Annotated in this window: 17 protein-coding genes and 1 pseudogene; 3 read left to right on the forward strand and 15 right to left on the reverse strand. The window is 46.5% G+C overall.

Features of this window, described 5'->3' with window-relative positions; genetic code table 11:
• Both AACW75_RS08950 and AACW75_RS08955 read left to right on the forward strand, forming a co-directional pair.
• Positions 1-581: IS5 family transposase (locus AACW75_RS08950; RefSeq protein ID WP_445329518.1), on the forward strand; the 581-nt coding region annotated here is incomplete at its 5' end.
• Positions 527-908, forward strand: a pseudogene (locus AACW75_RS08955) (transposase zinc-binding domain-containing protein); the annotation flags it as partial. The gene AACW75_RS08950 and the pseudogene AACW75_RS08955, both read left to right, overlap by 55 nt.
• A gap of 697 nt (positions 909-1,605) precedes the next feature.
• Here AACW75_RS08955 and AACW75_RS08960 read toward each other — a convergent pair.
• From AACW75_RS08960 to AACW75_RS09025, 14 genes are all read right to left on the reverse strand, one after another.
• On the reverse strand, positions 1,606-2,469 hold the full coding sequence (locus AACW75_RS08960; protein WP_019820939.1) for a replication initiator protein A: 864 nt from the start codon (positions 2,467-2,469) through the stop codon (positions 1,606-1,608).
• Positions 2,470-2,471: 2 nt separating this feature from the next.
• On the reverse strand, positions 2,472-2,834 hold the full coding sequence (locus tag AACW75_RS08965; protein ID WP_017108794.1) for a hypothetical protein: 363 nt from the start codon (positions 2,832-2,834) through the stop codon (positions 2,472-2,474).
• A gap of 11 nt (positions 2,835-2,845) precedes the next feature.
• A complete protein-coding gene (locus AACW75_RS08970) occupies positions 2,846-3,892 on the reverse strand; it encodes a hypothetical protein (protein ID WP_019820938.1) in 1,047 nt (348 codons plus the stop codon).
• A gap of 70 nt (positions 3,893-3,962) precedes the next feature.
• Complete coding sequence (locus tag AACW75_RS08975; RefSeq protein ID WP_019820937.1) at positions 3,963-4,913, reverse strand: ParA family protein; 951 nt, start codon at positions 4,911-4,913, stop codon at positions 3,963-3,965.
• Positions 4,914-5,574: 661 nt separating this feature from the next.
• On the reverse strand, positions 5,575-5,901 hold the full coding sequence (locus AACW75_RS08980; protein WP_237297711.1) for a hypothetical protein: 327 nt from the start codon (positions 5,899-5,901) through the stop codon (positions 5,575-5,577).
• Entirely contained in the window at positions 5,898-6,392 is a 495-nt protein-coding gene (locus tag AACW75_RS08985; protein WP_237297712.1) for a hypothetical protein, read from the reverse strand. Before AACW75_RS08985 ends, AACW75_RS08980 begins: the two co-directional genes overlap by 4 nt.
• Before the next feature lie 64 nt (positions 6,393-6,456).
• Positions 6,457-6,807 (reverse strand): hypothetical protein, encoded by a 351-nt coding sequence (locus AACW75_RS08990; RefSeq protein ID WP_237297713.1) that lies wholly within the window; start codon positions 6,805-6,807, stop codon positions 6,457-6,459.
• A gap of 79 nt (positions 6,808-6,886) precedes the next feature.
• Complete coding sequence (locus AACW75_RS08995) at positions 6,887-9,160, reverse strand: DEAD/DEAH box helicase family protein (RefSeq protein WP_237297714.1); 2,274 nt, start codon at positions 9,158-9,160, stop codon at positions 6,887-6,889.
• Positions 9,157-9,732, reverse strand: coding sequence for a hypothetical protein (locus AACW75_RS09000; RefSeq protein ID WP_237297715.1), 576 nt, complete (start codon positions 9,730-9,732; stop codon positions 9,157-9,159). The genes AACW75_RS08995 and AACW75_RS09000 overlap by 4 nt, the downstream gene beginning before the upstream one ends.
• 65 nt (positions 9,733-9,797) lie before the next feature.
• Positions 9,798-10,883: a DUF6094 domain-containing protein gene (locus AACW75_RS09005; protein WP_237297716.1), complete on the reverse strand. Its 1,086-nt coding sequence runs from the start codon at positions 10,881-10,883 to the stop codon at positions 9,798-9,800.
• Positions 10,883-11,476 (reverse strand): DUF3275 family protein, encoded by a 594-nt coding sequence (locus tag AACW75_RS09010; protein ID WP_237297717.1) that lies wholly within the window; start codon positions 11,474-11,476, stop codon positions 10,883-10,885. The genes AACW75_RS09005 and AACW75_RS09010 overlap by 1 nt, the downstream gene beginning before the upstream one ends.
• Positions 11,477-11,546: 70 nt before the next feature.
• Positions 11,547-12,065: a JAB domain-containing protein gene (locus AACW75_RS09015; RefSeq protein WP_237297718.1), complete on the reverse strand. Its 519-nt coding sequence runs from the start codon at positions 12,063-12,065 to the stop codon at positions 11,547-11,549.
• 92 nt (positions 12,066-12,157) lie between these two features.
• Positions 12,158-12,559 carry a hypothetical protein gene (locus AACW75_RS09020; protein WP_237297719.1) on the reverse strand — a complete coding sequence of 134 codons (402 nt, stop codon included), beginning with the start codon at positions 12,557-12,559 and terminating at the stop codon, positions 12,158-12,160.
• An 83-nt stretch (positions 12,560-12,642) separates the two neighbouring features.
• Positions 12,643-12,816, reverse strand: a complete 174-nt coding sequence (locus AACW75_RS09025; RefSeq protein ID WP_019820925.1) for a hypothetical protein — start codon at positions 12,814-12,816, stop codon at positions 12,643-12,645.
• Between the two features lie 305 nt (positions 12,817-13,121).
• Between AACW75_RS09025 and AACW75_RS09030 the strand changes: the two genes are divergently transcribed.
• On the forward strand, positions 13,122-13,400 hold the full coding sequence (locus AACW75_RS09030) for a hypothetical protein (protein ID WP_020628665.1): 279 nt from the start codon (positions 13,122-13,124) through the stop codon (positions 13,398-13,400).
• A gap of 82 nt (positions 13,401-13,482) precedes the next feature.
• On the opposite strand, the gene AACW75_RS09035 is transcribed toward AACW75_RS09030, so the two are convergent.
• Positions 13,483-14,163 carry a nucleotide-binding protein gene (locus tag AACW75_RS09035; RefSeq protein ID WP_032545351.1) on the reverse strand — a complete coding sequence of 227 codons (681 nt, stop codon included), beginning with the start codon at positions 14,161-14,163 and terminating at the stop codon, positions 13,483-13,485.
• Positions 14,164-14,168: the final 5 nt, after the last annotated feature.

The following is a 14,168-nucleotide window of genomic DNA, read 5'->3' on the forward strand; positions in this document are numbered from 1 at the left end:
AAAAACACGGGACGGATGGCAAGCGTAGAGTCTGGCGAAAGCTTCATATTGCCGTCGATACCAACACTCATGAGATCATTGCCGCCGAGCTAAGTTTATCGACGGTTACAGATGGAGAAGTACTCCCGAACTTACTGAAACAAACACGCCGAAGTATCCTTGAGGTGTCTGGTGATGGCGCTTACGACACGAGAGCGTGTCACGCTGCTATTAAGATTAAGGGGGCCATTGCGCTTATTCCCCCAAGAGAAGGAGCAGCCTTCTGGGAGCGTGGTCACCCTCGAAATATTGCCGTGGGTTGTCAGAAGTTATACGGCTCAAATAAGTATTGGAAAGAGCGGTATGGATACCACAAACGTTCACTCTCAGAAACGGCGATGTATCGAGTTAAACAGTTACTAGGAGGACGATTGAGCTTAATAAATTATAATGAACCGGCGACGGTGTCGCCTGAGCGGCCTACGGCCGAAAACAAAGAGACTCAACCTACTAGGGTGCTTTACATGAATCGTTTACCCTATAGGTCATGCACCCGAATAAGCTCATCAAACAACTCTTCAATACCAACGATACTTGGCTGAACTACCTCAATAAGTACCGAGAAACCCTCCGAACCGTCGTCATTGAAAACGTCACCAAGATGCTCGCTTGCAGTACCGCTACTTTTGGCTCTAAAGAGTATCGATGCAGTCATGCTGACTGCACCCATCACAAATACATTCACCAGACGTGTAAATCTCGCTTTTGCAGCAGTTGTGGCATAAAAGCCACAGAGCGGTGGATACGAAAGCAACAACATGTCTTTCCTGAGTGTGAGTATCAATACAACACGTAACGTTGACGCTTCTCACACGCTATGGTCTATCTTTCGTATTCTCAATGAGACGTTCTGCTGTGTAGCCAATATCTTTTAGAATGGTAGTACAACAATTCTCTTAGGTTAATCTGGTTGACGCTCCATAGGGTAGGCAAAAAGTAATTGATTGCTGATATAGGCGTATTTATATGCTCTCAGCAGAAACCTTGATTGATACTCACTGTAGTGATATCTGGAGGCGTTTTTTAACGGTTACTCGCCTTTCGATTGGTCTCACAACTTTTTTAAGATTATTTGATTATTAAAAGTGGTTTAATAATAGTTAAATAGCTTCTAATTTGAAAAAATCCGTTATAAAGAGTTAGTAATATAGTTAATCAGTTAAAAGGTTACGTTTCCCTAAGACCTTGTATAACGGGGCTTTCCGAGTCATTTCGTGTTCAGAACCTCGATGTATTGTGTTCTAAACCACGATGGTGCGTGTTTAGTGGCGTGTTTACAACCACGATGCTGCGTGTTCACAACCACGTTCTTACTGTGTTTCAAACCACGAGTCAATTAACGACTTACGCACCTATTGTTAACAGGTTATGCACAGCTTATTCTGTGGTCAAAACCCCGAACACCAACAATAAAAACAAAACTTAAAAATATACGGTATGTTATTAGTCACTTTTTATTTTTCATAAGTGTTAAAGCGTATGTTTTCTAAATTATGTGTTTAAAACCTCGAAGTTTTTGTTCAAAATAGCATCTGTTTTTGGAGTGTGTGGTTAAAACCCCGAGTTTTAAGTGTTTTTAAATCTTTTATATTCTTCTTTTATACTTCCTTCTTTGTCTTTATAAACAATTATTTTTTCAACTGTTTTTGTTTCTTTTGCTGTTGAATAGGTCACGACATAATCAGGAATGGACTGTTTCTTATCAATCTCTTTTATTTTTCGCCTAAATTCTCGTAATGGAGATTTAACCCCGAATTTATTATAGAGATTTTCTAACCCTATCTCCCATTTCGATTGATTTCCACAATGTTTCCTGCAGAGTTCGTACAATCGTCTATCGTATGGTGATCTTAAAGAAAAATATTGGGGCGCATAAGTTAAGATCTGATTGTTACTTACGGCATCAAACAAAATAGAAGGTAAGATAAGCTCTACATATTTCATTCGACCTGTTTTTTCGTCAGTGATTAAGTCGTAGTCACTAACGAAGCTAAAACCTTTATCCCTCTTTAAACCATTATTATGTGTAGTGGTATAAACGGTTGTGCCTGCTAAACGCTTTAAACTTTCTAGTACCGCTTTATAGGATTTACCGTCAGTACTTTTATTCGTACTTTTTAGAAAATCATACAGTGTAATATGTATCTTTTGACCGACTGCTTGCCCTCTATTTTGTGCCTCTGCTATTTGACCGAAGCAATACAACAATAAATCTTTATCGTGTATCGTTGCCCTACCCTTATCATTTGGTACTATCTCAATTGATGCACCTGTCTTTTTATTATGATAATGATATGTATCAGTATCGACTTTAGAACTAATGCTAAACAAAGGAAACTCCATAGAATGCGTTTCCCCTTTTGGAGACGCATCAATGATATTGGCGACAAATAGTTCTAATTGTTCTGTTGGTATCAAATCTTTAGCCATATCTAAACCTTTTTCAACAATCGTTGAATAATAGCTGTTCTAATCACCGAACTTCGATCTGTCTTGACGTCTTCTTGGGCTTCTACTTCTTTAACTACTTTCTTCACTATATCGAAGGTTTTGACAGTAAGACTCAGATTGATCGTTTTTGTTGTTCCAGGTTCAATGAACTCTTCAGCAATTAAATTATGAAAATCGTCCTTTTCAAACAATTCGGCTAACACATCTTCAAACCAATAAAGACGTTGTTTTTTATTGTAACCAGAAGCAAGAAGGTTAGTTTCAATCTTCTCTACCATCTTTGATGGTATTCTTACGGCTATACGCTTGACTGGTTGTAGAGATGCCTTGTTTGTTTTAATCATTTATAACTGCCCTACTTTTTCTCATCTTTCAAAAAAGTAACTAATAAATTGAATGCTTCATTCAGGTCTTTAGATTTATTTAGATCTAAACTTTCTAACACTTTTTCTGCTTTAAACTCTTTAGTGGCTGCTTCAATAATTCTCTTCATGACATCCACATCAGCTTCTTTACTAATTTTAATGACAGGTTTGTGGGCCGTTAAAGACTGTTTAGTTGGTCTGCCTTCAAGTTTTGCTTTCAGGTCTTCTGGTTCTAATTGTGCTAATGCTGCACATTTTTGAAGACTGGTAATTTTACCTTCCTCAATAGCTTTTATTAAAATATCTGTCTTGTGTTTGACTTTATATTTAATGATCGCTAGATATCTTTGGGCGTCTGCTGTCGATAAGCCGGAGACTGTTCCTAATTTCCTAACGGATATTTTTTCTATTCCGTGCGTTCCGTGGATCAACTTTTCAAGTCTCATCGTTTTTTCAAAGATGGTCATATCTTCACGGTGAACGTTTTCTTCCCATTGCAGAACATCTATTTCGTTTTTAGTTAGACGTTCCTCATTAATTCTTGAAGAAATATATTGTTCACCCAACATAATGTGAGTGAGTAAACGCCTTTCGCCAGAGATTAAGTGAAATACACTGTCCTCTTGCCAAACAACGATTGGGTGTAAGAGTCGAGTAGGGGATTTAAGAACTGCGCAGAACTCAATAATTGACGTTAAATCACCAATTTGTTTTTCTTTAAGTCCAAAGTCCTTTACTACTTTTTCAACGTATTCTTCTATCCAGCCATTATCTTCTTCCTTTTCTAATGACTGATTAATCGGATATTTTACTTGTATTTTCGAAACAAGAACCGTGTCAATCGCTAATTTTCTCGGGTTATCTTGGTCAGTTTTTATATGGGAGATTGGAAGGTTTTTAACTAAGATGCTTTTGCTCTTACTGTCGAGTTGTGAAGCCGTAGCATTTGTCCATTTTTCACTGCTACTTACGTCACCATCAGCTTCAACTTTACCAGTCCCTGCTCTACTTTTATTTGAACCAAACTTTTTAACCACATTAAATCCTTACTGTCTCCGATGGAGACACCTATAAGTTGTTTTTGTTTACTGTCTCCGATGGAGACACTTACTTTTGTTTGAGACGATTATCAATCTCTACAGAACCAAATATTTCACATAAGATGTGTTTACATAAACTTTCACTATGCTTTAAAGCTGTGTGATGTTTACTAATTTGAAATATTGATTTAGGAGAGATGCCTTTTAAGTCTCGCTCAGGGTAGGCGATTGAATAAGGTAGGTAGATATCGTCGGGGAGCATAATAGAACCTAAGCTTTCGTGAAGCATGTCTAAAGTGCCCTTGTGAAGTTTGGTGTTAATTTTAACCTTGTTTGGAACTAAACCAACCAAATTCAACTGATTTTCATCGTCTCTTGCAAAGTTATCGGATTGGATAACTTGTATCATTGCATTAATACCCTGCATTGATTTTTCTTCTGGCTCGAAGGGGATAACAGCGTGAGTTGCGCAACGAATAGCCGATCTGAAAACTGGATTTCTTGACGGCCCTGTATCTAAAACAACCAAATCATAATCTTCACCGACATACTCGTTAAACAAGACCTCTTTAAGACGATTTATGACTTTTTTTTCTATTTGCCCACTTTCATTAGAAAACTCAGTGTTGATTTTTTCAAGAAGAGCAGGGTGTCCCAGTAGACAATCTACTTTTCCAGTAAAACCGTTTTTAGGATTTACAAAGGTCTCGTAAGGTAATACTTCTTTACCGTAAAACGTATCTGCGATTGTTGAACGCTCTTCTATATCTTCACAATCGGGGTCATCTGCGCTCCAATCTGGGTGGATAGGGGGAAGCTGACCACCGGTAGATTGAGAAGAGCTTTCCATTCCTACCCAATAATCCGAACTGTTGCACTGCATATCAAGATCAACGACTAGAACATTCATATGCGTTTTTATAGATGCATATTCAGCAACAATAGAAGAAACTGCCGTTTTACCAACGCCGCCTTTTTGCTGAAAAACACCTAATATCAAGGGTTTCTTTGAACTCATTTCTTTACTCCGATGGGATAAGATATTTAAATAGTATACGTATGTTATTTTGTTTTTTCAACCTTAGATAGAGATAACTTAGACTGTCTCCATCGGAGACAGTCTAAGTCTAGGCTTTCGTGGATTTATGATGCAAAAGGATTAGTTTTCTCTTTAGAAACAGGGGGTAACTGTGTCGACGCCCCTCCTTTTACCCTTTCTGGATAGGGCTTTTCCCTTGGGAAAACCCTTCCCTTGACCCCTTTCCCCTTTGGCGCAGCCTACCCTTTGAAACAAAATACTAGCCTTTTGAACCACAGCGCTCGGGCGCAGGACATTAGGGGATTGCTTCAATGTCTATCGGTGGACAATGGTTTGAGTCTTATTGGATATAGGTAATAGTAGTCAGGTTGCTTCAGACGCTTGCTTGGTGGAATTGAGTCAAAAAAAGAAGGGAGAGCAACGATGCTCTCCCTTTCTTGTTTACGATGATAGGTCAATCATCTCATGTTGGCAGTGCTGACATTGTAATATCGTGACAGGCTGCTCTTGGCTATAGCGGTTATCTGCTCCAAACTCACCACGATCTAAGAACGGCGGCTCTTCGTTAGTTGGAACATCCAGGGGCTGTAATGCGCCCTGCTCTCCACAGTTGATGCAATATCATGGTTTGCTCCAAAGTTTAAAGCCGAGTGTATACGCCGGTCATGCGTTCAAAGGTCGCTTCCAGTTGGTCGCAGTACACCATCGATTCACATTGAACTTCACTGGCATCACCTCGACGTGCGTTGGCCTTTAAAGCGGTCACGGTATACGTGTCGTTGGCCTCCAACTCAATACGCATTTTATTGATGCCTTGCTTGGCTAATCTCGCCGGTAAGGCAAACAATAACCCTCGCTCGATGGCCACAAACTGTTTGGCGCCGGTCATCATGCTGAATCGACGTCCTCCCAGTTGCATGAGAATGGTGTTGGCCACCTGCAGGCGTTGCTCTTTAGAGTTGCTCATGCTTTTTCTCCCGTTTGTGTCTGGGAGAGTAGACAAAGCGCAAAGACCTCTGGGTCGCCGTAAAGCTCAGGGTGCAAATACACATCCATGATGCGGCCTTCGTTGTCCATCACCATCAAGGCCCATAGCGTATTGTGCTCATCACAATAGTAGTGAAACTCACGGTACGGCTCTGGGTGGGTGCTCGGTGACACAAACAGTCCACCTGACGTTCTTCGCTCAATCAACGTGATAAGCTGAGATTGCCAGGAGAAGGCTGGACGGTGCACACGTTGTAAGTGAGCCACTTGCGCCAGCATCGAGTGCGATAAGGTGAGGTGGGCCTTTAACGCGTCGCACGGCGGCAAGGTGGTCAGCTGCATGGACAAGGCTTGATAGACGGCGGCCGAATCAACTTGACCGTCATTATCAAAATGCAAGTCGGTTTGATTGGCCATGTTGTCGTCGAGCCAAGCCATCAGCTCAGTCAGTACATGATTCATATTGTTCATAGGTTGCTCCCGTTAAAATAAAAAAGGGAGCGTACCGGGAGGCAAGCTCCCGGTTAGGGTTGAATTATTGTCGGATCTCACGCATCGCCTGGGCGATGTGTTGCAAGGCCTTGTCAGCGCATTGCTCCAACGCTTGTCGGGTGGGATTGGGCTCTCGCTCAAGTAACCGTTTCAGTTGATTGGGAAACGCCTCCCCGTAGAAGAGGTATAATTTATCGGGCGCATCTATCTCAAACTGCGTCAGATATTGCTCGACCACAGGAATGACTGTTTCCAGTACGAGAGTGAAAAATTCCAAGTCCCCACCGTTTGAGACCTGCTCAAACAATAAGTGGTTGTCGTCGCCATACGGAAAGCCTTCTTTGAAATACGCAAAGGCTAAGGCATGGTTGGTTGATATGGGTTGCGTCATCATTGTGTCCTTAAAGGTCGATGGACACCCAAGCCCCAATGGGCATCAGGTGCCCATTGGGGTAAGTTAAGACGTTAACGTCTTAACGCGTCGTTTGCTTGAGTAAGGATTTGGCTAACGCCACTTCCACACTGTCGCCATCACTGTTGAGAACATCCAATCCATTGTCCGGCATGTCGCCAGAGGTAGATTGGGTGACCGCTATCTTCTTGGCCATCAATTCAAGACACGCCATTTGCGCGCTGTCTTGGTAGCCTAAAAAGCTCACGTCCACGTCCTCTCGTTGACCGATACGCCAGCTGCGTCTGGCCGCTTGCATCAGCGTGTAGACGTTATAGCCGGTGTTGGTAAACACAATCGAAGGGAACTCCAACAAGTCCAATCCGGTCTTGACCAGCTCTGGGTTGGTGATGAGTACATCAATGCCTCTGTCCACCTGCTCCAGTATCCAATCTTCTCGGTCTTCGGTTTTTACGCTTGAACGCAGCACGGCGCATTTTAAGCCTTGGTCACTCAGCAGTGACTTGAGCCTCGATGCGGTGTCGCGTTTGCCGGTGTAAACGGTGTACACCAAGGTCCGTCGGCCTTTGCGTTTGTTCGCATTGACCATCTCAATGAGCTGTTGCTCTTTGGGGGTTGGTGTCTGCTCATCAAACAAAGCCGGAATATAAGCCAGGGTTTCTTGAGAGCGAGGGTGAGTCACCCTCTCTTCTCGAAACGCGCAATCGGGCCACGCCAGCAGCGCGCTCATGACCACGCCTAATAGGGTTTGGTCTCCAGCGGCCAACGCTTGACGAAGCCTCGCGGTTAAGCGTTGTTCCATGTCGGCGTAATGCATCTGCATCTCATCCTCCATAGCCACTTCAATGAAGTGCTCCTGGTAGTCTGGCAAAATGCCGTCACCCATATCAGCCAGTTTGACGAACACCGTGTAAGGTAAGACGAATTTGGCGACCCCCATCGGCCCAAAACCGGGCGCGCGGGTTTGACTCACTTTGACGTTTTTACCTTTCGCGGTTTTGTGGTTCACATCGTGGGTCACTTTCATGGTTTCCTTGATGATGCCGTGCTCTTGCGAAAACGAGAGGGCGGCGCTGCCGAGTTTTCCTCGGTGGTAACGATAGCCTTCTTCCATCATCACCGATGGCATGGTGCGCCACAGCAGATAAAAAAGGTCTTCCGCGTAGCCGCCCATGAGCGTCCCCGTCAGCAGTAAGCACTGTTTCACACAGCCTGCGAGTACCTGCATGGCTTGGCCTTGGGCCGCCCCTGCGTTCTTATATTCGTGCGCCTCATCGATGATGAGCCAGTCAAAGAACCCCTTCGGGAAGTAGCGTTTGATGAACTCACTCGCCTGGTAGTCGCCTTGACCAAACGCAAATTGCGTTTTGGCCAACTTGCGCTCAATGCGTTCAGATTGTCGGTCGTTAAACACAAACTCCCCGTCTTCATCGAGCAAGTTAACCAGCTCGTAGATGTTGTCCGTCAGCGCTTTCGCCAGCACGCGCTCACCCACGCCATCCAATAACTTCCCTGCGGTGACTTTACCGATGGTCGGTAAGGTCAGCAGGGCGCGTGAAATGGTCTTGCTCAGGTTGTCGTGTTGGCGTTGACGTTTGAGCGTCCACAGCGGTGCATGGCACGCTTTGCAGCTCTGTTGCACATCCACCGAAAAATGCGTCGGAGCGATAAGCTCGCCCTCTTCATCTCTGGCTAATGCGCCGCAGTCCGAGCAGCGAACAAAGTCCAGCTGGGCGGTTTGCGCCTGCAGACCGTCATGGCCTAACGTACGTTTGAGCGTCTTGGTTTGATAGGCGCTCTCCCAGTGATACCCCATGCGCATCCGAACTCGGCCCAGTATCACGTACTCAGGCCCATCATGAGGCGCGGCTTGTCTCAGCTTGAGCAAAGAGCGCAACGTATCAGGGCCATTGAGCACCCACACCTTGGCGTTGTGAACAGTGTCGAGAATTTCTCGGCGCCATTTGTACACCAGGTGCGGCGGAGCTAACAGCAAAAAGCGCTTGGCTTTACCTTCATCGTAGGCAATCGCCGTGGTGGCGATACCCATGATGGTTTTGCCCGTGCCCATTTCGCCGTTGAGAATGCCCGCCGGGGCACGCTCATCGAGCAGTAGGGTACTGATGGCCTGAATCGCTTCGGCTTGCGCCTCAAACGGCACCCGCTTAAGCGATTGCATTACCGCAGCGCGCTTTTCACACGCTGACTGATACCGAGCTGGGTGCGCCGCTTCGATGTTGGCCAGTAGGCCGTCACCGAATTGGTCGATGAAGTCATGCAGAGACAACACGTTGTCTTGCGCGTTTTGTTGAGTGGTGTCTGTCGAGTCGCTCATAACATAGCTCCTTGCGGTACGGTTAACACGCCTTGCTGCAGCGCTTCACTGACTAAGGGCTCCATCACGTCAATCTGCAAGTCCAAGTGATACGCAAATACCCCATAGGAGGGCAGCTCGTGAATCATGGATTGCAGTCTTGGTTGCAGGGCCGGTTGCCAATGCTCTAACAGCGGCAAATGACACAGCTGCTTGAGCGTTGGCCACAACGTGGCGTGAGACAGTGGGGTTTGACTCATCACCGTCATACTTTGACCGCTAGGTTTCAGTAACGACGGGTGAATCAGCCAGGTGTGCACCCATTCGCCCACAGGCGTGTGTTTGGGTAACCGCGTGGTGCGTTTGGTGAGTGACTTCGCCTGAGCAAAGTCGAGCACCAGATTGCCTTCCGGTAATTTGACGGTCATGACGCGTATTCCGCCTTCGCTCATCGGTAGCGTGAGCGCGGCGAAAAAGTGTTGCATGGCGCCATCGCGTCCCCATACGGAGAGAAATTGCACTTGGTTGTCAGTGGTGGTGACCACCGCATCGAGATAAAGCCCGTTATCGAGCGAAATCAGTGAAGTCTTCATGGTTAGGTTCCTTATAAAAAATAAGGCGCCTTCCCGTCAGGAAAAGCGCCTGACGGGCAGTGAAGTTATTGTATGACCACGATGCGACCAAAGCGCTCACCCGGGGTGAGGTCAATTGCTCGAATGAGCGGTTGAAATTGGTCTATCACGGTGGTGATGGTTTGACTTTCATCAACCGTCGTCACGGTGCGCTGCACTTTTTGAGTGCCGCCTTTGACCAGCAGGGTCTGAGAGCCATCGTTGCTGTGCACCTTGCCGGCAATTTGTCCCGCCGCGAGCGACAACGACAAATGCCAAGGTGACAGTTTTCTTAACGGCCGAGGCACTTGATGGTGCCTCGCGAGGTTAAATTGGGTGTCAAAGGTCGGCCAAAGCCCCCCATGCGCCCCAAACGCTTGCTCCAGTTGCCCGGTGTCTGGCCGTATCATTTCAAACCGAAACGACGCGTCATTGACCGGGGTTATCTCAAACGGTTGAGCGGGGTAAGGCTGTATCACCTTACCTTCGCCAGCGTTTATCAACAGGGTCGCCGTTTGTGTGCGCTCCGTTTGATGCTCTGGCCCTCTCATGTCCGCTTTGCGCCCTAAGATGACCACTTGTTTAAAGCGGCCCGTAGAGGCGGCAAACACCTCGACCTGTCGTAGCCGCATCGCAAGATAACGACTAAACGCAGGCGAGAGAGAGGGATAGGGCACCACCAACGCCAATACGCCGTCGCGCTTTAGCGTGGGGAGCAGGCGTTGAGTGAACTGCACTTCCAGTCTGGCCATGTCACGATGCTGCTTGTCCACCTGGTCGGTGACCACCGCGCCATACGGCGGGTTTAAAAACAGCAACGTTTGACTGCCTGAGCCGATTTGTGTGTCAAACGCATTGCTGCGCAGCACCGAATCGAGGCATTGACTGGCAGTGACGGCTCGCGCTTCATCCAGCTCCACCCCATAGGTGTGAAGCGCGCTCTGCTCATGGTGGTCGATGTGACTCGCCAACTGAGCCAGCGCCTTGCCTTCCCCGCAACACGGGTCGAGCAAGCGCTGAGTGCCCGCCTTGAACCGAAGCCGCTTGGCTATCTGGGTTAAGGTCGCCTCATCGGTCGGGTAATACCCGTCCTTGAGGTAGTTGTGCGCCACGCGCGGGTGCATTACGGCCATTAGCTTGCCTCCTCATCAAGACGAAGGCGCATCCAATGCTGCGCTTTGGGCTCAAACTTCCACACGCGCTCATCATTGATGCGACGCTTGAGGTAAGCCAGTTGTTTGCCCATCACTTCTCGCCCCACTTCTGGGGTGAGCTTGACGATGTCACCAATGTGACTTGGTAATGGCCACAGTGGCCCAAACAAGCTGACTAAGTCCTCTTGACTTTCGTGAGGCGACGCCAACGCCAACGCCTGACTGGCCACGTCTCGCTGCTCGGTCAGTTGCTGCTGCGCCTTGCGCTCTTTGGCTAACGGATCTTCTTCCATTGGCTCGTCTCGTGGCAGCGCCTCTTCTTTGTAATCACTGAGCCAAATGCCGTTAAGCTCGGCGCGCGTTTCAATCACAAATCGGTTGCTGGTTTGATAGCTGCCTGGATAAATACGTTGTAACCCAAAGGTGCCTTGATAGGTGCCTTCGCTGTATTCATCTAAGACCGCGTCTCGAACGGAGAATTGACCAATGTCGGTATCGAGCATGGCGACGTTAAAGTCGCCATAACGCCCGCTAACGGTTTTGATGGTGAGTGTGCCGGGTACTTGGACCATGTTGGCCTCCTGAGTTAAAAGTCAAAAGGCCTCCCACCGGAAGACCTCTCCGGTTAGGGAATTGTAAAAGTTAAAGCCAGCCACGCTCAGCAAATGAGGTGACGGTTTCACCGACCACAAAGTGGTCGAGGATGCGCACGTCAATCAGTGCCAGTGCATCCGACAATTGCCGTGTGATGCGCCGGTCCGCCTGACTGGGCTCGTTGCATAGGCTAGGGTGGTTATGACATAAAATGACCGAGGTGGCATTCCAAAGTAGGGCGCGTTTCACGACCTCTCTTGGGTAGACACTGGCCGAGTTAACGGTGCCATAAAACAATATCTCAAACTCAATCAACTGATGTTGGGTATTAAGAAAGAGCACACCAAAGACTTCTCTGTCCATTCCCTGCAGTAAACCACTGAGGGTCCGTTTCGTTTGTTCTGGTGTGGTTAAGGTGGCCCCGCGAGATAAACGGTCGATGGCGATGGCTTTTGCCATATCCAGCAGTTCATCGGGACTCACCGGCTCGGTGAGTTGGTAGTATTCGCCAGGGGCGTCTTGCAGCTCTTGCAATTTGCCTTGGCCATAGGAGGATTGGTATCGCATACAGGTGCTCCTAATAAAAAGGAGCACCCATGAAGGGAAGCCCCCTCATGGGTAAAGGTGGTGCAAAGCACCACCGTATTGACGGTCAATGATTATGCGTCGTGCACCTCGTCCTCTTTGGTCGTGATGATGAGCATAGGTTGATCGTGTCGGTCTCGCTCAATGCTCGCAATTAAGTCGAGTGAGCGGTTGACGTACATATTATCGAGGCTGGGTGGTTGGCACACCGTAAAGGGCACCTGCGACTGAGCCGGTACTTTACGGGCGGCTCGCCGCGCCAGTTTCAGCAATTGAAGGGTAAGCTTCTCTTTGCTGCACTCAATGATAACGTCCGGCACATCAACCGCTTGAAAGTACGCTTGTTGACTGATGCCTGTGTACGGGAAGTAAAAGCCCGCGTCCTTGGCTGTTGCTGTAATATCAATAAAGCCCGATGGATCGAGGGCGTCATTAAGTACATAGTGACCAAATAGCGGTGGGGTAGTTTGACTCATAATCGCTCCTAATAAAAAAGGAGCGACCCCTTTAGGAGAAAGCTCCTAAAAAGGTGAGGTGATTCGGCAAGATAGCTTGAGTGTTAACGTCTTTGGCGTGCGAACTTCATACGAAGGATCGGCGCCGCGTTGCGTTGAAGCAGTGTCCAATGCGCAGCAAAAAACGTCATGGGTGCATGACTTTTCCAAACCAGCCAAAAGACCAGTAGAAAGATGCCCCAAAAAACGAAGTTATCGAGTAGGGTTGTGTAGTCCATGTGTTTCTCCTGTTGTAAAACAAGGAAACACTTGCCCAAAGGAAAGGTTTCCTATGGGTGGTGAGGGGTAGCTGATGGATTATCAGTATGCTTTCACTTCTTTAAAAAGAAGCCGCGACACGTTTCAGAGAGCCATTTAAGGGCGGTTAAACCCGTGTGCTTAATACTGGTGCGTCAGTATTCAACGTTTGAAGTATTTAGGTTAAAAGAGGGTATGATGCGTGTCAACCACTTTGTTTTGGTGAGGGCGGTGGTGGTATTGTAAGGGCTTGCACGACTTTTCTAAGTAGGAATATAACGTGGGAATGGATAACCGTTTTATGAATGCACTAGAACTTGATATTGTTAAGACTCTTAATAGTCTTTTAGGTGTATCTTCAGAGCAAGATACAAGGGTTTATGATTTAGCTGAAGCGGTAGTGATACAGTTAGTCAATGAACACTTTATTTCTCAGGAAGCATTCTGTGGTGAACAGTGCCGAATCTGCCAGCTAAATGACGAATTAATTGATTTCCTTGAACCTAGACGGTTAGATAGAGTAACTGTTGAGCGTTGTAATTATGACGCACGCTTGATTGAGTAACCCATCAGGAGTGAAGTACATTAAGAGCTGAACACAAAATTACATTTAGTGTTGGTGTTCAGCCTGGCAAACATGCAATCAATTACTTGCCAGGTAAGCGTTGTATCCAGTTTACTATCTTATCCCACGTATTTTTGTCATGAGTTCCCGTAAGCACAGTTCTATTGTAAAAAGCATCTTGATAACAGCGATCTTCGGTGACCACTCCAATCGTCGGATAGTGTCTGAAGTGACTGAGTAGGTGGTGAACTTTTCTTAATCTTTCATCGTGAGAGTAGCATCGATTTATTATAAAAGATAAAGAGATCTTCTTCCTACTTAACACCTTTGAGTCAAGTAACGATTTTATAAATGGCAAACTGGCATGAAGATCTATTGGTGAGGGAGCCATTGGAATGATGACACCATCCATAAAATGAATATACCTCGCCATTTCCCCTTGTGTGAAGTTAGACGGAGAATCAACGATCACAAAGTCTGTGTCTTTCGGTACTCGGATTTTCAAAGTGAGTTCAGACAAGCTATAAAAAGAGGGGGTGTATGCGCTTACAAATCCTGGAATTATGTTTATTGCCCAATCGTGGCTCGACTTTTGTTTGTCAAAATCGATAAGGGCGACTTTATAACCTTGATTTAAAAGCTGGCTGATTATGCCGATGACAACCGTTGATTTTCCAACCCCTCCTTTTGAGTTCATTATGAGCACCTTTTTGGCTTTTGTGTTTGCTAAGCTAATGGTGTTTTTTCTTAATTGTAAGGGCACTAGAA

The sequence above is a fragment of the Vibrio sp. L3-7 genome, assembly GCF_963898195.1.
GTDB classification, from domain to species: domain Bacteria; phylum Pseudomonadota; class Gammaproteobacteria; order Enterobacterales; family Vibrionaceae; genus Vibrio; species Vibrio echinoideorum.

Bases quoted from the DNA above. Each gene is read 5' to 3' on its own strand.
- AACW75_RS08960 (WP_019820939.1), bottom strand. From the start codon at position 2,469: ATGGCTAAAGATTTGATACCAACAGAACAATTAGAACTATTTGTCGCC.
- AACW75_RS08965 (WP_017108794.1), bottom strand. From the start codon at position 2,834: ATGATTAAAACAAACAAGGCATCTCTACAACCAGTCAAGCGTATAGCC.
- AACW75_RS08975 (WP_019820937.1), bottom strand. From the start codon at position 4,913: ATGAGTTCAAAGAAACCCTTGATATTAGGTGTTTTTCAGCAAAAAGGC.
- AACW75_RS08980 (WP_237297711.1), bottom strand. From the start codon at position 5,901: ATGAGCAACTCTAAAGAGCAACGCCTGCAGGTGGCCAACACCATTCTC.
- AACW75_RS08985 (WP_237297712.1), bottom strand. From the start codon at position 6,392: ATGAACAATATGAATCATGTACTGACTGAGCTGATGGCTTGGCTCGAC.
- AACW75_RS08990 (WP_237297713.1), bottom strand. From the start codon at position 6,807: ATGATGACGCAACCCATATCAACCAACCATGCCTTAGCCTTTGCGTAT.
- AACW75_RS08995 (WP_237297714.1), bottom strand. From the start codon at position 9,160: ATGAGCGACTCGACAGACACCACTCAACAAAACGCGCAAGACAACGTG.
- AACW75_RS09000 (WP_237297715.1), bottom strand. From the start codon at position 9,732: ATGAAGACTTCACTGATTTCGCTCGATAACGGGCTTTATCTCGATGCG.
- AACW75_RS09005 (WP_237297716.1), bottom strand. From the start codon at position 10,883: ATGGCCGTAATGCACCCGCGCGTGGCGCACAACTACCTCAAGGACGGG.
- AACW75_RS09010 (WP_237297717.1), bottom strand. From the start codon at position 11,476: ATGGTCCAAGTACCCGGCACACTCACCATCAAAACCGTTAGCGGGCGT.
- AACW75_RS09015 (WP_237297718.1), bottom strand. From the start codon at position 12,065: ATGCGATACCAATCCTCCTATGGCCAAGGCAAATTGCAAGAGCTGCAA.
- AACW75_RS09020 (WP_237297719.1), bottom strand. From the start codon at position 12,559: ATGAGTCAAACTACCCCACCGCTATTTGGTCACTATGTACTTAATGAC.
- AACW75_RS09025 (WP_019820925.1), bottom strand. From the start codon at position 12,816: ATGGACTACACAACCCTACTCGATAACTTCGTTTTTTGGGGCATCTTT.
- AACW75_RS09030 (WP_020628665.1), top strand. From the start codon at position 13,122: ATGGATAACCGTTTTATGAATGCACTAGAACTTGATATTGTTAAGACT.